This is a genomic window from Halobacterium litoreum, from assembly GCF_021233415.1.
GTDB lineage: Archaea > Halobacteriota > Halobacteria > Halobacteriales > Halobacteriaceae > Halobacterium > Halobacterium litoreum.
Map to the genome: position 1 here is coordinate 609,006 of NZ_CP089466.1, position 24,083 is coordinate 633,088.

At 69.4% G+C, this 24,083-nt stretch carries 28 protein-coding genes; 19 read left to right on the forward strand and 9 right to left on the reverse strand.

What is annotated here, in order from left to right:
- Positions 1–66: 66 nt before the first annotated feature.
- The 3 genes from LT972_RS03380 to LT972_RS03390 are packed head-to-tail and all read left to right on the forward strand — an operon-like array spanning position 67 to position 1,793.
- Positions 67–510 (forward strand): pyridoxamine 5'-phosphate oxidase family protein, encoded by a 444-nt coding sequence (locus LT972_RS03380; RefSeq protein ID WP_232571790.1) that lies wholly within the window; start codon positions 67–69, stop codon positions 508–510.
- A gap of 28 nt (positions 511–538) precedes the next feature.
- Entirely contained in the window at positions 539–1,180 is a 642-nt protein-coding gene (locus tag LT972_RS03385) for a GNAT family N-acetyltransferase (RefSeq protein ID WP_232571791.1), read from the forward strand.
- Positions 1,181–1,229: 49 nt separating this feature from the next.
- The gene (locus tag LT972_RS03390; protein ID WP_232571792.1) at positions 1,230–1,793 is read left to right on the forward strand and encodes a transporter; all 564 of its coding nucleotides are present in this window, start codon (positions 1,230–1,232) and stop codon (positions 1,791–1,793) included.
- On the opposite strand, the gene LT972_RS03395 is transcribed toward LT972_RS03390, so the two are convergent.
- Both LT972_RS03395 and LT972_RS03400 read right to left on the reverse strand, forming a co-directional pair.
- Positions 1,790–2,272, reverse strand: a complete 483-nt coding sequence (locus tag LT972_RS03395; protein ID WP_232571793.1) for a GNAT family N-acetyltransferase — start codon at positions 2,270–2,272, stop codon at positions 1,790–1,792. The genes LT972_RS03390 and LT972_RS03395 overlap by 4 nt on opposite strands.
- A 24-nt stretch (positions 2,273–2,296) precedes the next feature.
- Positions 2,297–2,920 (reverse strand): metal-dependent hydrolase, encoded by a 624-nt coding sequence (locus LT972_RS03400; RefSeq protein WP_232571794.1) that lies wholly within the window; start codon positions 2,918–2,920, stop codon positions 2,297–2,299.
- Between the two features lie 97 nt (positions 2,921–3,017).
- Here LT972_RS03400 and LT972_RS03405 point away from each other — a divergent pair, with 97 nt between their 5' ends.
- Together LT972_RS03405 and LT972_RS03410 are read left to right on the forward strand one after the other, a co-directional pair.
- Positions 3,018–3,725, forward strand: coding sequence for a helix-turn-helix domain-containing protein (locus LT972_RS03405; protein WP_232571795.1), 708 nt, complete (start codon positions 3,018–3,020; stop codon positions 3,723–3,725).
- A gap of 73 nt (positions 3,726–3,798) precedes the next feature.
- Positions 3,799–4,596, forward strand: a complete 798-nt coding sequence (locus LT972_RS03410; RefSeq protein ID WP_232571796.1) for a hypothetical protein — start codon at positions 3,799–3,801, stop codon at positions 4,594–4,596.
- On the opposite strand, the gene LT972_RS03415 is transcribed toward LT972_RS03410, so the two are convergent.
- Positions 4,593–5,123, reverse strand: coding sequence for a DUF7344 domain-containing protein (locus LT972_RS03415; protein WP_232571797.1), 531 nt, complete (start codon positions 5,121–5,123; stop codon positions 4,593–4,595). The genes LT972_RS03410 and LT972_RS03415 overlap by 4 nt on opposite strands.
- Before the next feature lie 229 nt (positions 5,124–5,352).
- On the opposite strand from LT972_RS03415, the gene LT972_RS03420 reads away from it, so the two are divergent.
- From LT972_RS03420 to LT972_RS03455, 8 genes are all read left to right on the forward strand, one after another.
- Positions 5,353–6,090, forward strand: coding sequence for a SipW-dependent-type signal peptide-containing protein (locus LT972_RS03420; RefSeq protein WP_232571798.1), 738 nt, complete (start codon positions 5,353–5,355; stop codon positions 6,088–6,090).
- An 81-nt stretch (positions 6,091–6,171) separates the two neighbouring features.
- A complete protein-coding gene (locus LT972_RS03425) occupies positions 6,172–6,993 on the forward strand; it encodes a SipW-dependent-type signal peptide-containing protein (protein WP_232571799.1) in 822 nt (273 codons plus the stop codon).
- Between the two features lie 81 nt (positions 6,994–7,074).
- Entirely contained in the window at positions 7,075–8,772 is a 1,698-nt protein-coding gene (locus LT972_RS03430) for a vWA domain-containing protein (RefSeq protein WP_232571800.1), read from the forward strand.
- An 81-nt stretch (positions 8,773–8,853) separates the two neighbouring features.
- Positions 8,854–10,656, forward strand: a complete 1,803-nt coding sequence (locus tag LT972_RS03435) for a VWA domain-containing protein (protein ID WP_232571801.1) — start codon at positions 8,854–8,856, stop codon at positions 10,654–10,656.
- A 73-nt stretch (positions 10,657–10,729) separates the two neighbouring features.
- Entirely contained in the window at positions 10,730–11,422 is a 693-nt protein-coding gene (locus tag LT972_RS03440) for a hypothetical protein (protein WP_232571802.1), read from the forward strand.
- A 120-nt stretch (positions 11,423–11,542) separates the two neighbouring features.
- Positions 11,543–12,547: an LbetaH domain-containing protein gene (locus tag LT972_RS03445; RefSeq protein WP_232571803.1), complete on the forward strand. Its 1,005-nt coding sequence runs from the start codon at positions 11,543–11,545 to the stop codon at positions 12,545–12,547.
- 49 nt (positions 12,548–12,596) lie between these two features.
- The gene (locus LT972_RS03450) at positions 12,597–13,421 is read left to right on the forward strand and encodes a signal peptidase I (RefSeq protein WP_232571804.1); all 825 of its coding nucleotides are present in this window, start codon (positions 12,597–12,599) and stop codon (positions 13,419–13,421) included.
- Positions 13,411–14,046 (forward strand): hypothetical protein, encoded by a 636-nt coding sequence (locus tag LT972_RS03455; RefSeq protein WP_232571805.1) that lies wholly within the window; start codon positions 13,411–13,413, stop codon positions 14,044–14,046. The genes LT972_RS03450 and LT972_RS03455 overlap by 11 nt, the downstream gene beginning before the upstream one ends.
- On the opposite strand, the gene LT972_RS03460 is transcribed toward LT972_RS03455, so the two are convergent.
- On the reverse strand, positions 14,022–14,807 hold the full coding sequence (locus LT972_RS03460) for a helix-turn-helix transcriptional regulator (protein WP_232571806.1): 786 nt from the start codon (positions 14,805–14,807) through the stop codon (positions 14,022–14,024). The genes LT972_RS03455 and LT972_RS03460 overlap by 25 nt on opposite strands.
- A gap of 178 nt (positions 14,808–14,985) precedes the next feature.
- On the opposite strand from LT972_RS03460, the gene LT972_RS03465 reads away from it, so the two are divergent.
- The gene (locus LT972_RS03465) at positions 14,986–15,525 is read left to right on the forward strand and encodes a DUF7344 domain-containing protein (protein ID WP_232571807.1); all 540 of its coding nucleotides are present in this window, start codon (positions 14,986–14,988) and stop codon (positions 15,523–15,525) included.
- 40 nt (positions 15,526–15,565) lie between these two features.
- A complete protein-coding gene (locus LT972_RS03470) occupies positions 15,566–15,787 on the forward strand; it encodes a hypothetical protein (protein WP_232571808.1) in 222 nt (73 codons plus the stop codon).
- 9 nt (positions 15,788–15,796) lie between these two features.
- On the opposite strand, the gene hmgB is transcribed toward LT972_RS03470, so the two are convergent.
- The 5 genes from hmgB to LT972_RS03495 all read right to left on the reverse strand — a co-directional run bounded on the left by hmgB (position 15,797) and on the right by LT972_RS03495 (position 21,622).
- Positions 15,797–17,134 (reverse strand): hydroxymethylglutaryl-CoA synthase, encoded by a 1,338-nt coding sequence (gene hmgB, locus LT972_RS03475; protein ID WP_232571809.1) that lies wholly within the window; start codon positions 17,132–17,134, stop codon positions 15,797–15,799.
- Between the two features lie 62 nt (positions 17,135–17,196).
- Entirely contained in the window at positions 17,197–19,575 is a 2,379-nt protein-coding gene (locus LT972_RS03480) for an Ig-like domain-containing protein (protein ID WP_232571810.1), read from the reverse strand.
- 49 nt (positions 19,576–19,624) lie between these two features.
- Positions 19,625–20,203 carry a DUF2150 family protein gene (locus LT972_RS03485; protein ID WP_232571811.1) on the reverse strand — a complete coding sequence of 193 codons (579 nt, stop codon included), beginning with the start codon at positions 20,201–20,203 and terminating at the stop codon, positions 19,625–19,627.
- A gap of 85 nt (positions 20,204–20,288) precedes the next feature.
- Positions 20,289–21,134: a TatD family hydrolase gene (locus LT972_RS03490; protein WP_232571812.1), complete on the reverse strand. Its 846-nt coding sequence runs from the start codon at positions 21,132–21,134 to the stop codon at positions 20,289–20,291.
- 32 nt (positions 21,135–21,166) lie between these two features.
- Positions 21,167–21,622, reverse strand: coding sequence for an NYN domain-containing protein (locus LT972_RS03495; RefSeq protein ID WP_232571813.1), 456 nt, complete (start codon positions 21,620–21,622; stop codon positions 21,167–21,169).
- A 101-nt stretch (positions 21,623–21,723) separates the two neighbouring features.
- Between LT972_RS03495 and LT972_RS03500 the strand changes: the two genes are divergently transcribed.
- The 4 genes from LT972_RS03500 (at position 21,724) to gcvH (ending at position 23,963) form a co-directional block, all read left to right on the forward strand.
- On the forward strand, positions 21,724–22,224 hold the full coding sequence (locus tag LT972_RS03500) for a DUF6789 family protein (RefSeq protein ID WP_232571814.1): 501 nt from the start codon (positions 21,724–21,726) through the stop codon (positions 22,222–22,224).
- Between the two features lie 72 nt (positions 22,225–22,296).
- Positions 22,297–22,443 (forward strand): hypothetical protein, encoded by a 147-nt coding sequence (locus LT972_RS03505; protein ID WP_232571815.1) that lies wholly within the window; start codon positions 22,297–22,299, stop codon positions 22,441–22,443.
- A gap of 51 nt (positions 22,444–22,494) precedes the next feature.
- A complete protein-coding gene (gcvT, locus tag LT972_RS03510; protein ID WP_232571816.1) occupies positions 22,495–23,592 on the forward strand; it encodes a glycine cleavage system aminomethyltransferase GcvT in 1,098 nt (365 codons plus the stop codon).
- On the forward strand, positions 23,589–23,963 hold the full coding sequence (gcvH, locus tag LT972_RS03515; protein WP_232571817.1) for a glycine cleavage system protein GcvH: 375 nt from the start codon (positions 23,589–23,591) through the stop codon (positions 23,961–23,963). The genes gcvT and gcvH overlap by 4 nt, the downstream gene beginning before the upstream one ends.
- The last annotated feature ends 120 nt before the right edge of the window (positions 23,964–24,083 follow it).

A 24,083-nucleotide genomic window follows, 5' to 3' on the forward strand; every position in this document is an offset into this window, starting at 1 on the left:
TAACACCACCGGGCGGGGAGTGGCCGCCCCGCCACAGTTTTCGTGTTTCGCGTGATACCAACACGCATGGAAGACACTCGGTCGGTCCACATGGACGACGAGGAACGGAACGCGTTCCTCGGGAGCGGCGGCACCGGCGTCATCTCGTTCGGGACCTCGGGCGGCGACCCACCACACTCGGTCCCCGTCTCGTACGGGTACGACGGCGAGTCCGGGGATTTCTACTTCCGGCTGGCGTACGACGTGGACTCCGAGAAGCCCGACCCGGTCGACGGCCCGGTGACGTTCGTCACGCACCGCGAGACCGATGACGGCTGGCGGAGCGTCGTGGCACACGGCAGCCTCGAACCGACCGACGAGAACGGCATCTCGACGGAGGCGCTGTCGGGGCTCCAGCGCGTCGACATCCCGCTCGTGGACGTCTTCGAGCGCGAACCCCGCGAACTCTCCTTTAGATTCTTCCGTCTGCGCCCGGACGACGTGGACGGGCGGAAGGAGTCGCGTTCCTGACTCGCGTTCGCACGCCCCGGCAACTGTTATGCTCGGCGACGACGACGCTGCGGACGTGTTCCCCGAGACGCTCACGACGCCTCGGCTCAGACTGGAGCGCTGCAGCCGCGACAACGTCACCGTCCGCGAGTTCTACCGCGCCGCCTCCCGGAACAGCCCGAACATCGAGGACGTGACCGAACACCTGACGTGGAGTCCCCACGAGTCACCGAAGGAGTCGCGGGACACCCTGATTCACTTCGAGGAACAGTGGGACGAGGGCGACGTGGCGACGTACGCGATTCGCCTGCGCGAGGACGAGGCCGAGCGACTCGGCGAGAACCCGGACGCGCTCGCGGGCACCTGCGGGCTCACGTGTCACTGGGAACAGGACTGCGCGGTACTCGGCGTGTGGCTCCGGGAGGCGTACTGGGGGAACGGCTACTCCGGGGAGCGCGCGGACGCCCTCCTCGAACTCGCGTTCGACGGCCTCGACTTCGGCGTGGTGGCGGTCACCCACCACGCGGACAACGCGAAGTCCGAGGCGGCCATCGAGAAGTACGTCGCGGCGAACGGCGGCCGCCGCGAGGGCCTGCTCCGCCACCACGGCGACAGCCCCGACGGCCCGGTAGACGAGGTCAGGTACACGATTTCGGCCTCGGAGTGGCGCGACGCGAACGACCGCGCGTGACAGGAAACCGGCCAAAAAACCCTCTTGTGGGCGCGGCGAATCCGGGGGTATGTCGACGCGAACGCTCGACAGGAACGCGCTCGGTACAGGCGCCGTCGCCGGCGTGCTCGCGTACGCCCTCGGGTACGTCGTGACGTACCTCTGGCAGTCGTCGTCGGTCGAGAACGCGCTGGACGGCTACAACTTCGTCGCGTCGCTGTTCGGCGGCGACCCGATTCCGACGTGGCAGGGCGTCGGCTGGCTGTTCTACAACGCCCACGCCGTCGCGTTCACGCACCCCGGCCTCGGGGGCGGGCGGGTCGCCCGGAACTTCATCGCGGACGGGAACGCGCCCCAACTGCTCTACTTGCTCCCGCCGCTGGTGCTCGTCCTGACCGGGTTCGTGCTCGCTCGCGCCGCGAACGCGCCCGACGGACAGACCGGCGCTCGCGCCGGCGTCCAACTCGCGAGCGGCTACTTCGTGCTGGCGGTCGTCGGTCTGTTCGCGTTCCAGTACAGCTCCGGCGGCTCCTCGATTCACGTCGATTACGTGCTCGGCGTCGTGCTCGCCGGGCTCCTCTACCCGCTGGCGTTCGGTGCGGCGGGCGGCGCGCTCGCGGGCGCGACCAGTTAGAGGTCGCGGGCGACCATCTCGCCCCAGTGCGCGAAGCCGTGTCGCTCGTAGAACGCTCGCGCGCGGTCGTTCTCGCGGTCCACGTCCAAGACGAGGCGCTCGAGCGGGAGCGTCTGGTCGCGCGCGAAGTCGACGGCGATGTCCATCAGGTCGTCGGCGACGCCGGTGCCGCGGTACTCGGGCCGGACGTAGATTTCGTTCAGGACGGCGGCGTCCCAGACGAACGCCATCGACTCGGGGAGCACGAAGACGTAGCCCGCGAGGTCGCCGTCCCGGCGCGCGACCTGCACGCAGCGCTCGTCTTCGTCGACGCACCTATTGACCCACTCCAGCCACTCCTCGCGGTAGTCGTCGTCCAGTTTCGCCTCGTAGACCGCCGCTTTCTCGTCGCCGCCGGTGCCCGCGCCGAGCCCCGTCTCGAACCCGCGCTTGAGTTCCCAGAGGGCGTCGGCGTCGCCGGCGTCGTAGACGCTGACCATACCGCGAGTCGGACGCGGGGCGGCTTAGCGGTTGGCCTCCCGGAACCGACCGACGACGGCGACCGCCGACGTAACGACGACGAGCAGTTGCATGCCGGACATCACGACCGGGAACACGCGCTCGACGTTCTTGGGGTCCTGTCCCTTCGCGGCGTCGACGCCAGTCCGGTAGTGGACGGTCTCGGTGGTCCCGACGACCGTGTCGGTGTCCTCGCCGAACTCCACGAACGTCTGCACGACGCCCTCCGTGGAGGAGAGTTTGAGTTGGCCGTCGAACGCGTAGAACGTGTCGTGGACGGGGTAGAGGAGGTTCACGCCGTTGGTCATCAGGTCCGGGCCGATGCCGCCGAGCGCGAGCGCCACGACGCCGACGCCGGCGACCTGCGGCCCCCGGTTGCCGAATCGCCCGCGGAGCCACGAGTCCGCCCGCCGGGCGTCCCAGACGACGACCGCGCCGAGCAGGAACGGGAGGAGCGCGGTGTGGAGGATGGCGCGGTGGCCGCCGGCCACCCAGATGCCGAGGAACGTGTCGAGGTCGGGGAGCGCGGCGAACCCGCAGACCGCGGCGAGCGCGGGCGCGTCGAACTCGCGGAGGAGCGCCGCGGCGACGAGCGCGCCGAAGGCGACGTGGACGACCGTCGAAGGCATGCACGCGACTCGGTACCACTTTCCAATGGGCTTTGTCCTTCGACAGGTGACGAACTCCTCCGGTAGGTTTTTCCAGCCCGCTTTCCGAGACGGTGGCATGGACGCCGACCCGCGCGACGGGCTCGCCGAGCGAATCGCCGGCGAAATCACGCTCAGCGACGACCCCGGCGCCACGCTCCGGAAGTGGCGCACCGACTTCGACGTCTCCCAGACCGAACTCGCGACCGAACTCGACGTTTCGTCGTCTGTCGTCTCCGACTACGAGAGCGGGCGCCGCGAGAGCCCCGGCATCGCGCTCGTCAACCGCCTCGTCACCGCCCTGCTGGACATCGACGAGCGACGCGGCGGCGACCACATCCGCCAGTACGCCCGCGTGCTCTCGGCCGGCCTCGACAGCGACGCCGTCCTCGACCTGCGTGAGTACCCCGCCGCGGTCGAACTCGACCGCCTCTACGACGCCGTCGACGCCACCGAAATCGTCTCCGGGGACCGCACCCGCGTCAACGGCCACACCGTCATCGACTCCATCGAAGTCATCACGAAACTCAGCGGCGACTCCTTCTATCGGCTCTACGGCCAGTCCACGAGTCGCGTGCTCGGGTTCACGAACGTCTCCCGCGGCGAGAGCCCGCTGGTCGCGCTGCGCGTCGTCAACCCCACACCGAACGCCGTCCTGCTCCACGGCATCTCCGAGGACGACCTCTGGGAGCACGCCGCCGCGCTCGCCCAACGCGAGGGATTCTCGCTCGCCGTCACCGAGATGGAGTTAGCGGAGATGCAGGCCGCGCTCCGAGAGCACGCCTGAGAACGGCGTTTAAGGCCGTTCTCAGGCCGATTAGCCACCCGATACCTAATTCGGTTGGCGACCGAGTGGACGTATGTTCGTCCGTCGAGCCGTCGCCGCCGTTCGACGCCCGGAGTACACCGGCGCGAACCGCTGTCTCCCCTGTACCGTCGTGAATCTCGCAGTCGTCGCGGTGGCGGCCGTCGGCCTCGCGTTCGCCGAACCCGTCGCGGCCGCCGCCGTCGCCGCCGTCGGCGTCGCGCTCGTCGCGCTCCGCGGGTACGTCGTCCCCGGCACGCCGACGCTCACGAAGCGCTACCTCCCGGAGCGCGTCCTCGCGCAGTTCGACCACGCGCCCGAACCGCGAACCAAGGCATCCCCCGGCGTGGAACCGGAGGCCGCGCTCGTCGCGGCGCGCGCTCTCGAACCGTGTGCGGGCGGCGACGACCTCTGTCTGGACTCGCTGTTCCGGGCGTCGTGGCGGGCGGGGATGCGCCCGGCGGCCGCCGACCTCGATGCGTCGTTCCGCGCGATGCTCCCCGAGAACGTGGACGCGCCCGCCGAAATCTCGCGGCGCGGCGAGGCGGTCGTCGGCACCGTCGCGGACACCCGCGTGGCGGAGTGGCCGTCGCGGGCGGCGTTCGTCGCGGACGCGGCCGGCGCGAGCGCGCTCGCGGACGCCGACAAGCACTGGGGAGAGCGCGGCTTCGACGACCGCACGCGCCTGCTCGCCGGTCTCCGGTTGTGGCTCGACGAGTGCCCGCTCTGTGACGGTTCGGTCGAACTCGGCGAGGACACCGTGGAGTCCTGCTGCCGGTCGGTGCCCGTCGTCGCGGCGTCCTGTACGTCGTGTGGCGCGCGCATCTTCGAGGCGCCCAAGCCCGAGGCTTAGTCGACGAGCGACCGGAGGTACGCCCAGCGCCGCGCCCACAGTTGGTAGGCCGTCGACGCGGCGAGTACGAACAGCGCGACGCTCGCCCACGCGAGCGCGGGGAGCGCCGACGCGACGGGCGCGCCGAGTTCGCTGGCGACGACGAGCGTGAGCGCGAGCGTGCCGAACGTCCGGTAGTAGTCGGCCCACGTGACGCCGTAGCGCGTGACGACGCCCATGTAGCGGTCGACCTCGCGGGCGGTCGGCTGGAGCGCGACGGTCTTCCGGTGTTCGTCGTACGCGACGACTCCCTCCCGGTCGAGTTTCGGGAGGTGAGTCTGGTGGAGTGAGTTGTAGACGCTCTCGCGGAGCGGCCGGGGCGCGGGGTCCGCGTCGCACTCGTGGCACGCGATGGACTCCGCGAGTTCGCGGAGCGTGACGGTACCGACGCTCTCCTGGAGGTACTCGATGACGCGCCGCCGGCGGTCGTTCCGGAGGATGTCGTGAATCTGTGTCTCCGCCAACATCGAACTCCGAGTCACCGGCATGGAACCGGGATGGGCGCCCGACCGCTTATTTATCGGTTCGTTTACTATTCTCGCGCGCTCGAAGCGGGTCGCTTAGCGCGCCGACAGCGCTCCGTTAAAAATTTCAATACGCGGCTTAGGAGCGTCGAATCGGTCGTTTGTGGGTGAATCGAGCGATTAGATATGGGGGTGGCAGTCCGTGGGTATCGGTAGCGCCCGGCCCCCGACGGTCGGGCCACAACACCCAACCATGCCCAAAGAATTCGAACTCACCCGTCGCCGCGTGCTCGGCGGTATCGGCACCATCGGCGTCGCGTCCGTCGGCGCCGGCCTCGGCACGTCCGCGTACCTGAACGACACCGAATCCTTCGAGGAGAACACCATCACCGCGGGGACGCTTGACATGTCCGTCACCGCGACCGTGGAGGCGGCCAGCGACTACTGGAGCGACGCCGTCGAACTGAGCGCGACCGCGGACGGCGACCCGGTCACCTCCTTCCAGGTCGACGACGTGAAGCCCGGCGACTGGGGCATCATCTGCTTCGACATCGACATCGGCGAGAACCCCGGCTACGTGCAGGTGATGACGGAGAACCTCGCGAGCGCGGAGAACGGCTACACCGAACCCGAACCCGTCGACGAGAACGGCGAGGGCGAACTGGAGGAGGCCATGATTGCGGAGGTCTACTCCGGTTTCGACGCGGGCGCGGACAGCGACCCGCCGCGCAGCCACCTCTCCGGGCTGGACGCCACGACCCCCGAGGGCACGACGCTCGCCGAGGCGTACGAGACGTACAGCACGGGCGTCACGCTCGGCGGCAGCGAGGAGCCGGCGGTCGTCGGCTCCGGCGAGTCGATGGCGACGTTCTGCCTCCTGCTCTGGATTCCCGCCGAGGTCGGGAACGAGATTCAGGGCGACTCCGTGGCCTTCGACCTCGTGTTCCACGCCGAACAGGTCCGCAACAACGACGACCCGTTCAGCGCCTGAACGGGTCGACTCGCGTCCGGGACCCGCGCCGCGGCGGCGGTTCGACTCCGCCGGCGAGTCTCCCCGAACGGGGGACCCACCATGACCGAGAAACTCGAACTCACGCGACGGAAACTGCTCGCCGGCATCGCCGGCGTCGGCGCCGCGAGCGCCGGCGCGGGACTCGGCACGAGCGCGTACCTCAACGACACCGAGTCGTTCACGGACAACAGCATCACCGCGGGCGCGCTGAACCTCGCCGTGAGCGTGGACGTGCGCGCGAAGAGCCCCGACCTCCCCGACCCCGAGGTGGCCTCGGAGACGGGCACCGACGACACCGCCGACGGGAACGTCGTCACGATAACCGTCTCGGACCTGAAACCCGGCGACTGGTTCCTACTGGAGTGGGACGCCGAGGTGTACGGCAACCCCGGCTACGTGCAGGTCACGTCCGTCGACGAGGACTACGCGAACGCGGAGGGCGCGAACCCCGAACCGGAGACCGACACCGCGGCGCCCGGCGACCTCGGGCGCACGCTCCTCACCTCGATCTGGGCGGACTTCCAGACGCTCGGGAGCACCGACGTCCGCCAGTACCTCGTCGACCTCGACCCCACGACCGACGTCAGTTCGACCGGGCTGTCGGCCTACGAGACGCCGGACCTCGACGGCGTCACGCCGAGTGGCGCGCACTACACCACACTCGACGAAGCCCACGCCGTCTACCAGACGGGCGTGTTGATGCGGGACGCCGGCGGCGCGCCCCTCGTCGTCGGGAACAACGGCGACTCCGGGACGTTCTACCAGTTGTTCGAACTGCCGCCCGGCGTCGGCAACGACGTGCAGGGCGACTCGGTGACGTTCTCGCTGCGCTTCGACGCCGAGCAGGTGCGGAACAACGACGCGCCGTTCGGCGGCGCGTGACCCCTCGACTCGACCCACGCCGGTGTGCTGGCGGCGGTTCGACTCCGCCGGTGGGTTTCACCCTCACGGGGTGACACCACGATGAACGACGACTACACCACGCTCTCGCGGCGGCAGATGCTCGCCGCGCTCGGGGGCGTCGGGCTGGCCTCTGCCGGTGCGGGACTCGGCACGTCGGCCTACCTCAACGACACCGAATCGTTCGACGCGAACACCGTCACCGCGGGGCGACTCGACCTCAAGGTCGACTGGGAGGAACACTACTCGTTCCCCCAACTGTACGGGTTCGACGACCCGACCGTCGGCCTCGACGTGACGCGCACCGAACCGACCGAACCGTCGGCGTACGTCGGCCTCCCGGACCCCGAGAACCCGATGGTGTGGGTCCGCGAGGACGACCTCGCGGCGTACATGGACGCCACCGCCATCGAGTCGTTCCCGGACCCGGACGGGGACGGCGCACAGGAGATGTCCACCGAGGACTTCGAGTACGTCCCCTGCGAGGACGGCGCGGACACCGGCGTTCACTTCGACCCGTCCGTCGAGGGCGCGCTCCGCACCCGGAACGCGGGCACCTACGCCGACGGCGAAGTGAAGCCGCTCGTCTCGCTGGAGGACGTGAAACCCGGCGACTTCGGGGAGTTCACGCTGAGTTTCCACCTCTGTGACAACCCCGGCTACGTGTGGCTGCAGGCCGCGAACGTCACCGAATCCGAGAACGGCCTCACCGAACCCGAGAGCGAGGTCGACGAGACGCCGGAGACCCCCGAACTCGCCGAGCAGATTCAGACCGCGTGGTGGTACGATATCGACGGCAACAACGTCATCGACGAGTCGGTCGGCGAAGTCGACGTGATGATAGCCGTCGACACCTCCGGGTCGCTGTCCGACGACCAGGTCGGCGAACTCGCGGACGCCGCGAACACGCTCGCGAGCGACCTCGTGGCCGACGCGGACGCCCGCGTCGGCGGCCTGACGTTCGGCGGCGACGACGTGGGCAACTTCACCGCGCTCGCGGACAGCCCCGTGACGTTCAGCGGTCTGTCGGCGGGCGGCAACACGCCGATGCCGGCGGCGCTCGAAATCGCCGCGGCGGAACTCGACGCGAACGCCCGCCCCGACGCGGAGACGTTCGTCGTGTTGCTCACGGACGGCGGCCCGAACTACGCGAACAAGACGTACGCCGCGGGCGGGTTCACCGTCGGCGGCGACTACACCGGCGGCGACCCCGGCGACTCCGAAATCGACGACAGCGAGATGGACGAGACGGCCGCCATCGCGGCCGACATCCGCGAGGACCACCACATTCTCGCGGTCGGCATCAACGACAACCGCGCACCGACCGGGCGCGAGGGCGAACCGGGCGTCCCCCTGCTGTCGACGTACCTCCGCGACCAGATTGCGGGGACGATGGCGAACTACTTCAGCACCACCGACCCCGCGGCCGTGACGAACGTCCTCGACGCGATTCTGGACGTCATCGCCACCCCCGAAGAGGTGTTCCGCCGCGGCACGCTCGCCGACGACCTCGCCGCGCTCTCCTCGGGCAACGGCATCCCGCTGGACGCCGGGCGCTCGACCGCCTTCGACGAACTCGCGGACGCCCCCGACGACCCTGCCCGCCAGTGCTTCCAGGCGGGCGTGAACTACTTCGTCGGGTTCGCGTGGTGGCTCCCCGCGGACGTCGGGAACGAGGTGCAAAGCGACGGCGTCGGCTTCGACTTCGGGTTCTACGCCGAGCAGTGCCGGAACAACGACGGCAGCGGTCCGGCGGCCTGACCGCCGCCACGCCCACCCCGGGAGCGTCGCGCTCGACGGCGGTTCGACTCCGCCAGTGGGTTTCCCCCTCGGGGGTTCACCATGAAAGACGACCAACTACACCGCCTCTCCCGACGCCGCGTGCTCGGGGGGCTCGGGGCCATCGGCCTCGCGTCCGCCGGCGCCGGCCTCGGGACGAGCGCGTTCCTCAACGACCGCGAATCGTTCGAAGACGCCGTCCTCACCGCGGGCACCCTCGACCTGCTCGTTGACTACCACTCCTACTGGGACCAGGGCCGGGCCGGCTCCGGCCAGGTCACCGGGACGAAAGACGGGAGCGGCACCGTCAGCGGCACGCTCACCGACGTGAAGCCCGGAGACAGCGGCCTGCTCGCGTTCTGTCCGCGCATCGTTGACAACCCCGCGTACCTCTGGCTCTGTGGCGAACTCACGTCGAACGACGAGAACGGCCAGACCGAACCCGAGGCGAACCACTCCGACGACGACACCGGCGGCGACCCCGGCGCCGGGATGGGCGAACTCGCCGACAGCGTCGTCGTCGACGTGGACTACTGCACGGTCGACGTCGCGGCGTCCGCGCCCGAAGACGAGTTCGGCCCCGGCGACGTGTCGAAAGTCGCCGACGTGTGGGAGGGCACCCTCGCCGACTTCCTCGCCGCGATTCAAAACGGCGTCCCCCTCGACGGCGACGCGAACACCGGCGACGGCGCCTTCCTCGCGCCCGGCGAACAGGCGTGTTTCGCGGGCGGCGCGGAGGCGGACAACTACTGCCTCTGCATCGACTGGGAGGTCCCGGTCTCCGTCGGCAACGAGATTCAAAGCGACTCGCTTTCCTTCGACCTGGAGTTCCACGCCGAGCAGTGCCGGAACAACGACGGCACCCGGAACCCCTGCGCGGACGACGCCGGCCCCGACTGCGACCCCTGCGAACTCCCCGGCGACGTCGCCGACTCAGAACTCGTCTCCGTCAACAGCGTGGACGCCGCCTCGTTCCCCGACGTGTCGCTGTTCGTCCGCGTGGACACGCCCGCCGGGAACGCCGGCGACCTCACCGCCGGCGACTTCGAGGTCTGCGAGAACGGCCTCGCGCAGTCCGAGTCCGTCTCGTTCACCTCCGGGTCGCTCGCGGACGTGGTGTTCGTGTTCGACGACACCGGGAGCATGGGCGAGGAAATCGCGGGCGCGCAGGCCGCCATCACGAACTTCGTGGACGCGCTCACGAACGACGCCGGCATCGACTCGCGGTTCGCGCTCGTCTCCTACAAGGACACCGTCGAACTCGACCAGGACTTCACCGACGACCAGGCCACCATCGAGGCCGCCATCGACGACCTCTCCGCGAGCGGCGGGAGCGACGGCCGCGAGGACAACTTCGACGCGCTCGGCGTCGCCACCCGCGACATCGCCGCGGACTCCGGCGGGATGCTGTCGGCGTACCGCCCGGGCGCCCAGAAGGTCGTCATCGACATCACCGACGCGCCGGCGCAGGTCGACGACCCGGACGCCTACGACAACGACGAGTCCCGCACCGACTACGTGATGTCCGAGGTCGCAACGCTCCTCGACGGGTTCACGTACATCGCCGTCTCCGAGGACCTCTCGGAGTCCAGTTTCTTCGACGACCCCGGCTACGCGGACGGCGACAAGGAAGTGCTCGCCGACATGGTCGACGGGTCGTGGTTCGAACTCCCGGAGTCCGACGCCGACGAGTTCTCCGACCTGCTCACCGACGAGGTGGCGGGCCTGCTGTCCACCACGTACACCGTCTCGTACACGTCCTGTGACGCCGACGCCGACCCGGCCGAGCGCCCGATACTGCTCGCCGTCGACGACCCCGACGAGGGGACGCTGTACCGCAACGCCTCGCTGACGGTGCCGACGTAACCATCTCCGACTCGCGCCCGGTGGCCCACCGGCGGTTCGACTCCGCCGGCGAGTCCTCCCCACGGGGAACACCATGACTCCACCAATCGACGTGACGCGCCGCCGCCTGCTCGCCAGCGTCGCCGCCACGGGCGCGGCGTCGTTCGCGGGCGTCGGCGCGCTCTCCGAGGACGCCGTCGCGTACACGGACGCCGCGACGGTCGGCGACGGCCCCGCGGTCCGCGTGGACTGGCGGGAGACGTACAACGGCGCGGTGGTCGACGACGGCGCCGCCGGCGACGGGCCGGTCCTCGACGTCGGGAACGCCCAGCCCGGCGACAGCGGCGCGCTCGCGTTCCGGGTCGCGGGCGACGGCACCGACCCGGTGCGGGTGGCGTTCTCGCTCGCGCTCACCGCGAACGAGGAAAACGGACGCATCGAACCCGAGCGCGAGGCCGGCGACGACACGCCGACGGGCGAACTCGCGGACGCCCTCGAAATCGCGGCGTGGTACGACACCGGCGCGTTCGGCGTCTCCCGACTCGGCGGCTGCGACGGCGAGCGCGGCGTCGGCGAGACGACACTCGTCGACGGCACGCTCCGGGACGCGGACGCGGCGCTCGCGGACGGCGTGCGCCTCGGCGGCGACTGCCTCGGCTCCGACCAGCAGGTCTGCGTCGGGCTGTCGTGGTCGCTCCCCGCGTCCGTCGGCAGCCGAATCCAGACCGACAGCGTCGAGACCGACCTGGCGTTCGCCGTCGAGGCCTGCGGAGGCGACTCGTCGTGACGACCGAACAGTCCGTTAAACCCGTCGCTGAATCCCTAAGACGGTCAATAAATATCCGGTCGTTCGGCGTAGCGACGGCCATGACAGCACCGGGCTCGGGGGTGGGCGGCGGTGGTTGACGTGTCTCGGCGAACGCTCCTGCGCGGGCTGGGTGCCGCCGGCGCGGCGTCGGTCGGCGCGGCCACCGGCGTCGCCACGCACGCGACGCTCCGGGACGGCGAGCCGTTCGGCACGCTCGCCGCCGAATCCGGCACGCTCGACCTCGACCTCGCGACCCGGTCGGTCGCCGACGGCGACGTGACGGAGTTCCCGACTCAGGACGGCCCGTTCCCGTCGTCGTTCGCGAGCGAACCGACGGCGACAGTCGACTTCGGCACGGTCGACCCGGAGCGCGGCCGCGAGTCCGGGCACGCAACGCTCGCGTTCCGCGTTTGCGGGAATCCGGGCCGGGTGTGGTTCCGGCCGGTCGGCTCCGCCTCCGGTCTCGCCGACGAACTCCACGTCGAACTCTCGCACGCCGCGACCTGCGGCGACCCCGGCGCGACCCTCTACGAGGGGTCGCTGTCCGGCCTGTTCGACGCGCTCGGCGACGGCGTGCAACTCGGCGCCGGCTGCGTGCGTCTCGGGCGCGTCGAACTGGAAGGCGGCGCGCTCGTCGGCCCGAACGACTCCCTAGCCGTCGACGACGTGCCCGGCGCACTCACCTTCGACGGCCCGGACGGCCCGGTCGAAATCGAGGTGACTGCGGGCCACTTCAAGGACGACGGCGAACTCCGGGGCGTCGACCTCGCCTCCCCAGACGCCGCCCTCTGTCGCGTCGACGTGAAAGGCGGCGGGAAACAGACGGGAAGCCGGGACGGCGTCGAGACGTACCGCTTGGACTGCGCGGACGGCGCCACCGACCTGCTCGCCGGCACGAACCCCGGCGGCAGGCCGAGCGGCCTCAGCCACTTCGACGTGTACGCCTGCGCGGACGGCGACTGCGTCGGCTGCGAGCCGGCGTGTCTCGAACTCGACTGGACGCTCCGGAACCCGCGCGAGGTCGCGGGCGAGTCGCTGACTCTCGACTTCGAACTGTTCGCGCGGCAGTGCCGGCACAGCGACGCGAGGAACCCATGGCGCTGACACTCGCTCGGGCGGTCGGCGGCCGCCGGTCCGCCACGAGGTGGTCGGCGTGAACGCTCGCACGTGGGCGCGCCGCGCCGCCAGCGTCGCGGTCACGCTGCTCGCCGTGGTCGTCGTCGCGGCGTTCGTCGTGCAGGCCGCACCCGGCGCCGTCGGCGCCGAGGAGAGTTACGTCGTGCTCTCGGGGAGCATGGAGCCCGCAATCTCGCCCGGCGACGCCGTGGTCGTGCGCCACGTCGCCCCCGAGAACGTCGGCGCCGGCGACGTGATAACGTTCCAGCGCGCCGGCGAGTCGACACCCGTCACACACCGCGTCGTCGAGGTGGTCGAACGCGACGGCGGCCTCGCGTTCCGCACGCAGGGCGACGCCAACGAGGACCCCGACCCGACGCTCGTTCCCGCCGACGCGCTCGTCGGCGAAGTGTGGTTCGCGATGCCGCTCGTCGGCCACGTCGTCCTGTTCGCGAACACGCTCCTCGGTCGCGTGCTGTTCGTCGTCGTCCCCCTGCTCGCGTTCGGCGCCTCGGAACTGTACGCGTACGCGACGGCCGACGACGGCGACGAGGACGCCGGCGACCCGACTCCGGTGTCGGTCGGTCCCGCACCCGAGTCCTCGGCGGATGCAGGCGGCGTCGCCCTCTCCACGACCGACCTCCGGCTGAGTTCGTTCGTGCTCGGCGCGTTCGCCGCGTACAGCGCGTACGTCGCCTACACCGACCCGTCTCCGGTCGCCGTCGCGGTGGTCGCCGCGACAGCGGTGTCGCTCGCGTTCGTCGCGGTCGTGTTCGTCCTCGGCGACGCACCCGATTCGCGCCCGACCAGCGCGCGCACCGACGGCGGCGACAGCGAACGAGGTGACGCCGATGGCTCGTGACGCGACCGCCGTCGCGCTCGTCGCCGTCGTGTTCCTCGCCGCCGCCGCGACCGGCTTCACGGCCGCCGAACTGACCGACAGCGAGGGCATCGGCGTCGCCGTGAGCGTCGACAACCTGCCGGAGGACCGGCGCGTCTCGGCGTTCGGCGCGGCGAACGAGACGCTCGAAAGCGGAACCGAGAACGGAACCGCGACTGGCAACGAGACGGCAGTCGAGAACGAGACTGTCGGCGGGGACGGCAACGATACCGTTCTCGGGGCACCCGTCACCGACAACGGGACGACCGACAACGAGACCGCCGCCGGCAACGATACCGTCACCGACAACGAGACGGGCGACAACGAGACCGTCGGGGTGCCGATTCAGAACGGGTCCGCCGACCGCCTCACGGACGGCAACGTGACCGTGGATGGCGGCGACAGCGGGACGAGCACCGACGCGACGGGAACCGACTCGACCGAGAACGAGACGGTCGCCGAACCGCCCGGCGGCGACCCGACCGACAGTGAGAACGCGACGACCGGAAACACCGACGGAGGCCCGACCGGCGCCACGAGTGACGACGAGCGCGCCAGCGACGCGAGCGCGCCCGCGGCCGGTCAGCCGTCCCGGTACTCGCCGTAGGGCGTCGCGTCGGCCCACTTCGCGTCGAAGAACTCACTCGCCCACTCGACGGCGCCCCGGTCGTCCGTGTCGACCACCAACCGCATGTGTGTCCCCTCGTCGTCGTAGCCGCCGACGTAGGCGCGTTCGTCGCCGAGGACGAGTCGGAACGCCGGCACCTCCGCGACGCGCACGTCGAAACAGTCGCCGGCGCGCGCGTACTCCAGCATCGTCTCGCCGTCCGCCTCGAGGTACTCCACGACCGACGGCGGGTAGAGAATCGAGGCCGTCAGGTCGCTGCCGGCGCGCTCCGCGAGCGCGCGCTGGTAGGCCGGCTCCGGCACGGTCGGGTCGAACTCGCGGATGCGGTCGGCGTCCGACGCGGGCGCGAGGAACTGCCGCACCGGGCGGTACGGGTCGTCCGCCGTCGGCGTGGTGACCGACGCCGAACGGAACTTCGACAGGTCGAAGGCGCCGTCCGCGCGGGTCAGCGCCTCCAGCAGCGGCGACAGGCGCTGGGCGGCGCCGATGGTGTCGACGGCGCGGCCCGCCTCCGCGGCGACGACGTCGCCGAACGCGGTCAAGCGGTACGCGCCGTCGCGGCGCTCGACGACGCCCTGCACCTCGAACTCGCGCAGCACGCGGTGGGCAGTCGACCGGGAGACGTCGAGTGCCTGCTCCACGTCGGCCCGCGCCATCGCGCCGTCTCGGAGCGCCTCGAACAGGCCGTACCGCTCGGCCGCCGCGCACAGCACGGTCGACGGACTGTCCGATTCGTTCATCGATATCAAATATCGGTGATTTGTGATAATCCTTCGTGTCAGTACAGTCCCAAAACGTGGGGAATTTTCTGCCGGTGAGACGCTCTCGAGAGGTAACTATACGGCCACCACCGTCGTGATTGGTAACGTGTAACGCGGTACCACGTGTGGGAAACGCGGACCGCACAGGGGGAGTCCGATGCTCGAACAACGCCAACAACTAGAGAGAGCCGAAATTCACGACGTACTGAGCAACGACCGCCGCTGGCAGGTCCTCGAACTGCTCGCGGACGAGAGTCCGCGGACGCTCCGGACGCTCGCCGACCAAATCGCCGCCGTCGAAGCCGGGGAGTCGCCCGCGCCCAGACAGGTCCGGCAGAGCGTCTACGTCACGCTCCACCAGAACCACCTGCCGAAACTCGACTCGCTGGACATCGTCCGGTACGACGACGTCTCCAAGACCGTCGCGCTCGGCGACCGCGCTGACGACATCGACGTCTACCTCGAAGTCGTCGAACGCGGCCACCTCTCGTGGAGCGAGTACTACGTCGGCGTCGTCCTCGTCGGCCTGCTCGCCACGCTCGCCAGCCTCCTCGCAGTCCCCGCGTTCGTCTACCTCACGCCGGTCACGTTCGCCGCCGGCGCGCTCCTCGTCCTCCTCGTCTCGCTCGCCGCACAGATCTACCAGCAGGGCAGCCCGTGGACCGACCGCCTCAGGCGGGACGCTGGCGGCGACTGACGACGTGACCGTTACGTGCCCCCGGCGCGAACCCACGCCCATGACACAGCGGACGCTACGCCGGGACGCCCGCGGGTCGGTCGCGCTCTGGTCGCTCGCCGCCGGCGCCGTCACCTTCCTCGTCGTCGCCGTCGCCGCCACCGCGCTGCTCGAAGACGTGTTCTGGCCGTCCGTCTTCGTCGGCGTGCCACTCGGCGTCCTCGCCGGCGCGCTCGCCGCCGTCGGCACGGCATACAGACTCGAAGAAAAACCGCGCTCCTGACGCGCCGCGTTACTCGACGTACGTGTACTTGCGCTCGTTCATCGGGCCCCAGCCGTCGAAGACGAACTCCGAGTCGGGCTGCGTGAACGGCTCCAGTTCCACGGACTTCTCGTGGTTGTGGCGGTCGTGGACCTGCTCGTACTCGCTCCACGAGAGGTCGTAGCGCGCGTCGATCTGCTCGTCGATGTTCGACGCCAGCACCTCCTCCTCGAAGCCGGGCTGGACGGTCTCTGCGTGAATCTCGGCCTGCGCACCGGAGCCGTAGGACGCGACGAGCATGCGCTTGCCCGCGAGGTCGACGTCGTTCTCGACGGCGTGCCGGAGCGCGCTCATCCGCGCGATGTGGACCGAGCCCGTGTACCAGTTCCCGACGTGACTGGAGATGTCGAGGGTCGGCTCGATGGTGTCTGCGTACCACTCGCGGTACGCCTCGGTGTTCTTCAGTTCGTCCATGTAGTCCCGGATTGCCTGCTCGAAGGCCTCGGCCGAGTCGAAGTCCTCGCGGCGCGGTTGGGTGCCGATTTGGTCGGCGAGTTCCGCCTCGATTTCGGTGTCCCGAATCATGTGCCGGTAGCCGAGCACCGCGGCCTTCCGAACCATCCCCGGGTAGGGCGTGTGGAACGGGATGTACTCGTAGTCGTCGGGGTGGGACTTTCCCGACACGCTCTCGAAGTCCTCGAGGGCTTCGCGCATCCGCGCGAGGTACACCTGAATCGAGCGCTTCCCGTCGACGCTCGGGAACTGCTGGTTCGGCTTCAGGAAGTCCGTCTCGTCGGCGGAGCCGTACCCCTGCTCGGTCGAGAGTTCGACGAGGTCCGGGTCCTCGGTGATGTACATCGCGACGGCGCCCGCGCCCTGCGTCGCCTCGCCCGCGTCGTCTCGCGCGTACAGCGCGGTGTCGGTCGCCACGACGAGCGCGCCGCGGCCGCGGTTCCGCCCCGCGAGAATCCAGTTCACCGCGTCGTCGAGGCTCTGCGTTCCGGCGATGCAGGCGAACTTCCGCTCGCCCTTGTTCGCGTGGTGGAAGTCACCGTCGTACACCTGTTCGAGACAGCCCGCGATGTACGTCGAGACGGGCTTGGAGTTGTCGAACGCGGACTCGGTCGCTACGTCGATGCGGCCGATGTCCTCGGGTTCGAGACCCTTCCGGTCCATCAGGCGGTGGGCGGCGTTCGCGCCCATCGTCACGATGTCCTCGTACGCGTCCGGGAACGACGAGGCGTGCAGGCCCAGCCCCTTCGTGTACTTCCCCGGGTCGTCGCCCTTCTGCGGGGCGAACGTCTCCGCGAGGTCCAGTTTCAGCTTCCCCGTCCACACTTCCATGGCGTCGATGCCGACGGCGGTCATACACGCCCTTTGACGAACGCGGCTTATTGTTTTGTCGATAGGCGGTTCGACAAAAGTCGAAATTATGGGTCAGTGCCGTCGGCGGTGTCCGAGACGATTCGGCTGTCCACCACGGCGCCGTCCGGTCCGTAGACGAGAATCGCTATCTTGAACGGTTCTCCGTAGCCGTACCCCGGACTCAACTTGACCTTGCTTGTACTCCGTGTCGCGCTCGTCGTGCTCGCCTTGTCGCCGGTTCCCGTGGATACGGCGACCAGTTCCGTCTCCGCGTAGTCGCCACTGGAGACAGTGTAGTCGAACCAATATCGCGGGCCCTGTCCGTTGCTAGATTTGTCATCGATGGTCGAACTCGATAGGACTGCGGTCGTTCCCGTCGACAGGTCGTCGTTGCCCGCCGGATTCGCGGCGTCCGCCACGTCGCTGACCGTCTCGGACGCGGCGACGTACTCGCCGCCGCTGTCCGAGTAGATGACGCGGACGGTCACGTCGTACGTGGCGCCCGCGCCGTAACTCGAACTGTACCGGAGCCCGCCCCGAACGCCGGCGTTCTGTAACGTCTGAGTGGCCGACCCGTCGTTCTGGTTCGCGTACTCGATTTCCACGCGCTCGAAGGAACTGTTCGTGTTCGAGACGCTGTACGACCCGACGTACTCGACGCTGCTCTGGTCTTGGTGGGTCAGGTCGTCAAGGCGGAACGCCACCTGCGGCGTCGAACCGCCACCGCCGCCACCACCGTCGTCGGCACTCGGCGGCCGTGCGTACGCCACGAACTCGCTGCTCTCCGTCCCATCGTCGTGGCGGTAGGACACGACCACGCGGAAGTCCTCGTTCGAGACGTTCACCGCTGTTGCGCCGCCGCCCGTCACCGCATAGAACTCACTGAACGTGATTTCCGCGCTGTCGTCCGGCGCGAGTTCTACTGGTGACCCGCCGACTGTCGTGGATACGTCCGTGAACACGCCCGCGCTCGTGTCGTAGACGCGCTCCGTCCGACTCGTCTCCGCCGAGAGCGTCAGGCCGCGGTCGCCCACGTAGACGTACTGGTCGTCAAGTATCAACACGTCTGCCGTGGCCGACTGTTGGTCCGCGAGGCTATCGACAGCGAGTTCGCTCTGGCCCGGTCCCTCCCCGGTAGCCTTGTCCGACAGCCCGGTGATGTCCGCGTTCTCCGGGATTACCGTCACGTCGGTGATTGTGACGTTCGAACCGTACTGATTCTCGACGGTGACGTTCAGCCCGCCGGGCACCGAGTCGGGGTCGGCGCCGTCGAACGCCGTCGCATTCCCTGTGTACACGAGTGACCCGCCACCGCTCCCGTTACCGACGGTTGCGGTAGTCGTGTCCACCGACGCCTCGACTTCGGTGCGGTCCGGGCCGCCGCCGAGAATCTGGAGCGTCGCCGTCCCCGACTCGCTGTCGCTCGCGCGGAACGTCGCTTGTCCGTTCTCGTCGGTCACTCGGTTCGACGTCTGGAACGGACTCGCCCCTGGGACGGAGACGGTGACGCCAGCCACCGGATTGTTGAAGCGGTCCCGCGCTTCGACGGTGACGCTGTCGCTGTCGTTCTCGACGACCGTGAGGTAATGCGGGCCGGGGTCGGCGGTGTCGCTCCCGACGCCGACGCGCGCCGTCTGGAGCGTGTACGTGTCGCGTCCCGTCAACTGAATCTCGACGCGGTTCTCGCCCGCGTCGACGACGCTCACGTTCGGCTGGTCGCCGAGCGCGGTCTGATTCCGGAACGCGGCCGCCGAGACGCTCGTCGGCACCGTCACCGTCACCGGGCTTCCGGGGTTCTGTGGTTCGACCTGCACGCGCTGGTGGGGCGCGCTCAGCGCCTCCGGGCTCACGGTCACCGGGCCGCTCCGCGACGTGGCGAGCGAGCCGTTGATGGAGACGAGCGTGATGGTGTCCCCGCGCACCAGCAGTTGGTCGGTCAGCGGCACGGAGACGTTCCGGTCGGGGAAGTAATTCGACAGCACGCTCGCGGTGTATCGGCGCGTCGGCGCGCTCTGGTACTCGCTGTAGTCCGGGACGTACTCCACGTACTTCGTGGACGCCGACCACGTGCCGTCGAGGAACTCCTGCGTCTCCGGGTTCGTCGCCTCGACGTTCGACACCTGTATGGTGTCGTTGTCGTACGACCCGGTTCTCAGCGTCCCCGAGGGTGGCGGCGGATTCACGAGGAAGACGCGAGACGGGTACGTCGTGCCGAGCCGGACCGACGTGGGGCGCGTGCTCCCGGCGGCCGCCGTCGACAGCAGCGAGTTCCGCAGTTGGGTCAGGTCGCCTTCGACGGCCTGGCTGTGTTTGTACTCGACGTCGGCGTTCTGCGTCGGGACGACCGTCGCTTGGTAGAGTGCGAGGGCGATGATGATAGTCGCGAAGAGTAAGACGGCGCCGACCTGGACCGTCACCCCCCGAGTGTCGTCCCTGAATCGCACGGTTGGGTGTAATCGGGAACCGAACCGTATAAACGCGGCGGGTATCCGGTCAGTCGTCGTCTTCGATGACTTCCGGGTCCGAAAGCGCGCTCTGGAGGCTGTCCAGACCGTTCACCCACTCGGTGACGAGGCCGTACTCGACGTCCTCGATGACGCTCATGTCGAGTTCCTCGCCGTCGATGACCCGGGTGCCGGCGCAGGCCGTGAGGCCGAGCGCGCGGTCGAGGTCCTCCTCGGATTCGGCGTCGACGGCTGCGAGGACGTACTCCTCGACGGTCGTCTCGTCGGCGACGCCGTCGCCGATGTACTGCTCGGCGCTGTAGAACACGCAGACGAGACTCGTCTGCACGCCGTCGACGAGCATCAGTTTGTCCTCGTCGTCGAACTCGGGCTCCGAGAGCACGACCTCGCGGATGTCCGCGAGTTCCTCCGTCGCCTCCTCGGCGTCGATGTCGCCGTCGTCGTGCGCGGTGAGAATCTTCGCGACGGCGATGGCGACGTCGTCCTGGAGGTTCAACAGGAGTCGCGCGGAATCCTCGTCCTCGGGGTCGATGTCCTCGTCCCTGAGCCGGTCGAGCCAGTTCTGCCAGCGTTCTTCGGAGTAGAACTCCTCCTCGGGGGCGCTCATACCACGAACGCCGGCCGCCCGAGACAAAGGCCTTTCCTTCAGCCGACAGCCGACACAACCGTTCGCACACCCGGCGTCGGCCGCGTCAGTCCGCGAGCGTGCCGCGCGTGTCGATTCCGTAGACGGCGTTCGGCGTCTCGACGTGCGCGAGTTCGATCGCGTCGTCGTGGCCGCGCTCTTGGAGCCAGCGCACGCGCCGCGGCACCGTCTTCGGCCCCATCACCGCGCCCGGACGGTCGGCGTCGTCCACGAAGTCCGTCTCCATCAGGAACGGCGCGCCCTCCTCGACGGCCTCCTCGAGGTAGTCCTTCTCGCACATCACGCTCGGCGTCACGCCGTCGAGGCGCCCGCTCGCGTAGTGTTTCACGACGCGCTCGGGCGGCAGGCCCGCGTCCTCGGCCCACGCGGCCACGTCGGTCAGGTCCTTCGTCGCCTCGGTGTGCAACTGGAGCGCCACGCCCGTCTCGGCGGCGCGCTCGCAGGCGTGCCGAAGCACCGCGTTCGACGCCTCCCAGACGGCGTCGCTCACCTCGTAGTGCGGGCGCCCGGACTTCAGCGCGACGGCGCGCCCGTCGCTCGCGTACTCGGCGGCGGTGTCGATGCCCGCGCACATCAGGTCTCGCGCGTCCTCGGGCGAGAATCCGCGGTCGTCCACGAGGCGGGAAATCAGGCCGGGGTGGACGCCGAGCACGGGCCACGCCGCGCCCGGCAGTTCCTGGGTCGCCTCGTTTACGAGCCGAATCGTCTCCTCGAACACCTCGGCGAAGTCCGCGCCGTCGTCGGCTTCCACGCCGAGGTGCCACGACGGCTTGTTGCAAATCAAGAGGTGCGTGCCGCCCGCCCGCGCGAACTCCTTCGCCGCCTCGACGCCGCGGTTCGCGGCGTCGAGGTGCATGTGGTCGTCGAGCACCGGCGTCCCCAGTTCGGTCATGGGCGTGGGTCGGTGCGCGAGCGTGAAAAGCGCTATTCGTCCAGCACGACGGCGTCCGTCGCCGCGTTCCGGAGGGCGTCCGACCGCCCGTGTTCGCCGGGCGCGATGGCGAGCGTGCGAACGCCGAGGCGCTCGGCCTTCTCCAGGACGGGCTTGAAGTCGGTGTCCCGGGAGGCCACCGCGAGCACGTCGACGGCGTCCGACAGCACTAGCTCGGTGGCGTCTACCGCGAGTTTCACGTCCACGTCGCCGCTCGTCACGCGCACGTCGTAGCCCCGCGCCTCCGCCGCCTGAATCAGTTCCGGGGTGGCGTGTTCGTCGAGGTAGAGGCGCGTCACCGCCAGCGCGCCGGCATCCGAAGCCGTCTCTCGCACGTCGTCTAAGTCCACGTCGAACTCCTCGCGTAAGACGTTCGGTCCGTCCACGAACAGCGCGACGTCGCCAGCGTCGTCGGCGTCGTCGCCGAGCACCTCCCGGAGTCGCTCCATACGCCGTCTCCGAGGCCACGAGACAAGAGCGTGCCGGACCGTCGCGGACTGGCCACTACCGTGATAGAACTGTTAACGTCCGACACGACCACGTACTCGGTATGGCTCGCTCGACAGCCTTCCCGTCACCCGAGGAAGCCCGGTTCGGCGACGTCACCGAACCCATCACGCTCCGCGTCGTCCTCGCCGCAATCGCCGGCGGCACGCTCGGCCTCGCCGCGATGCTCCCGTTCGTCGTCGGCATCCCCGTCGCGCTCGGCGTCTTCCAACTCGCCCCGCTCGCCGACATCGGCACGCTGATTGCCGGCGACGGCGGTCCGCTCGTCGGCGCCGCCGTGTTCGCCGCCGGCGGCGCGTTCGTCCTCCCGCTGTTCTTCGTCGTCACCGGGTCGTTCCTCCCGCCCCGGAACCCCCGGTACCTGCGCGGCGTCACGATGAGCACGCTGTTCTGGGTGACGTTCCTGTTGTTGTTCTGGCCGGGCGGCTCCGCGTTCACGAACGCCGTCTTCGTCGTCGCCACGCTCCTCGGGCACTGGGTGTACGGCCTCGTCCTCGGCGTCACCACCCACTACCTCACGGGCATCCCGGAACACGACGTGTGACCGCAACCCGGCGAAGTTTCAAGGGCGGTGACGGGGCCACGTCGGCCCACCGGCACTCCGCCGGCTGATACCGTGCCAGCCTGCCAGCACTGCGGTAACGACGACCGGTTCGTGTTGTCCGTCGAGTGTAGCGTCGTCCTCGACGCGGGGACCGCACGCCCGCCGACGTGGACGACGTCGATGGCGTGTGCCGTCTGCCACGCGGACGACCTCGCCTGAAGCGCGTCCGGGATACGAAAGCATTTCTTGTCGGACGCCGACGCCTCGCGTATGGCCCAACGCAGGCCGCCGCTGTACGGCCGCCACGAGGACCGCGGCGCGAAGTTCACGGAGTTCGGCGGGTGGCAGATGCCCGTCGAGTTCGACTCCATCTCGACGGAGCACGCCGCCGTCCGCGACGCCGCTGGCATCTTCGACGTCTCCCACATGGGGGAGATAGAGGTGTCCGGACCGGACGCCGAGCGCCTGATGCAGCGACTCACGACCAACGACGTGACCGCCCTCGACCCGGGGGACGCCCAGTACTCGGCCATCACGGACGAGGACGGCGTGATGCTCGACGACACCGTCGTCTACCGCCTCCCCGAGAGCCGGGACGCGGAGTTCCTGTTCGTGCCGAACGCCGGCCACGACGAGGAGGCCTACGACCGCTGGACGACGTACCGGGACGAACAGGATTTCGCCGCGACCGTCGACAACGTCACCGCCGACTACGGCATGGTCGCGGTCCAGGGGCCCGAGGCCCCGGACCTCGTCTCGGCGCGCGCCGACGGCGACGTCCTCGACCTCTCGAAGTTCGAGGCGACCGACGCGAGCGTCGCGGGCGTCGACTGCCTCGTCGCGAACACGGGCTACACGGGCGAGCGCGGCTTCGAACTCGTGTTCCCGTCGGACGGCGCGGGCGCGGTCTGGGACGCCTTCGCGTCGGACTGCCAGCCATGCGGACTCGGCGCGCGGGACACCCTCCGCATGGAGTACGGCTTCCTGCTCTCCGGGCAGGACTTCGACCCCGAGGAGAACCCGCGTACGCCCTACGAGGCGGGCATCGGGTTCGCCGTCAAACTCGACACCGAGTTCGTCGGCCGCGACGCGCTCGAAGCCCAGTACGAGCAGGGCGTCGACCAGCAGTTCGTCGGCGTCACGCTCCGCGAGCGCGGCGTCCCCCGGCACGGCTACGAAATCACCACGCCCGACGGCGACACCGTCGGCGAAGTCACGAGCGGCACGATGAGTCCGACGCTCGACGAACCAATCGGACTCGGCTACGTGGACGAAGCGCACGCCGAGGACGGCGAGTCCGTCCGCGTTGTCGTGCGCGGCACAGGAAAGAAAGCGACCATCACCACCCCCCCGTTCATCGACCAATGAGTTTCGACGTACCCGACAATCTGTACTACCTCGAATCGCACGAGTGGATCGACCCCGACACCGGCCGCGTCGGCATCTCCGACTTCGCACAGGACGAACTCGGCGACGTGGTGTTCGTCGAACTGCCCGGCGTCGGCGACGAACTCGACGCGGACAGCGAGTTCGGCGTCGTGGAGTCCATCAAAGCCGTCTCGGACATCTACGCGCCGGTCTCCGGGGAGGTCACTGACGTCAACGAGACGCTCGAAGACGAACCCGAACTCGTCAACGACGACCCGTTCGGCGACGGCTGGCTCGTCGAACTCGACTTCGACGACGCCGACCTCGACGACCTCCTCACGGCCGAGGAGTACCGCGACCAGATCGCCTGACGCCGGGGCGGCGACTCGGCGTGTGGGACGCCCGCACGTGACACCGGCGAGAAACACCGCGTTCGTGACCACTCTCGCCTATTCTGCGGGTGTCGACACCACGAACGTGTACACTCGGGG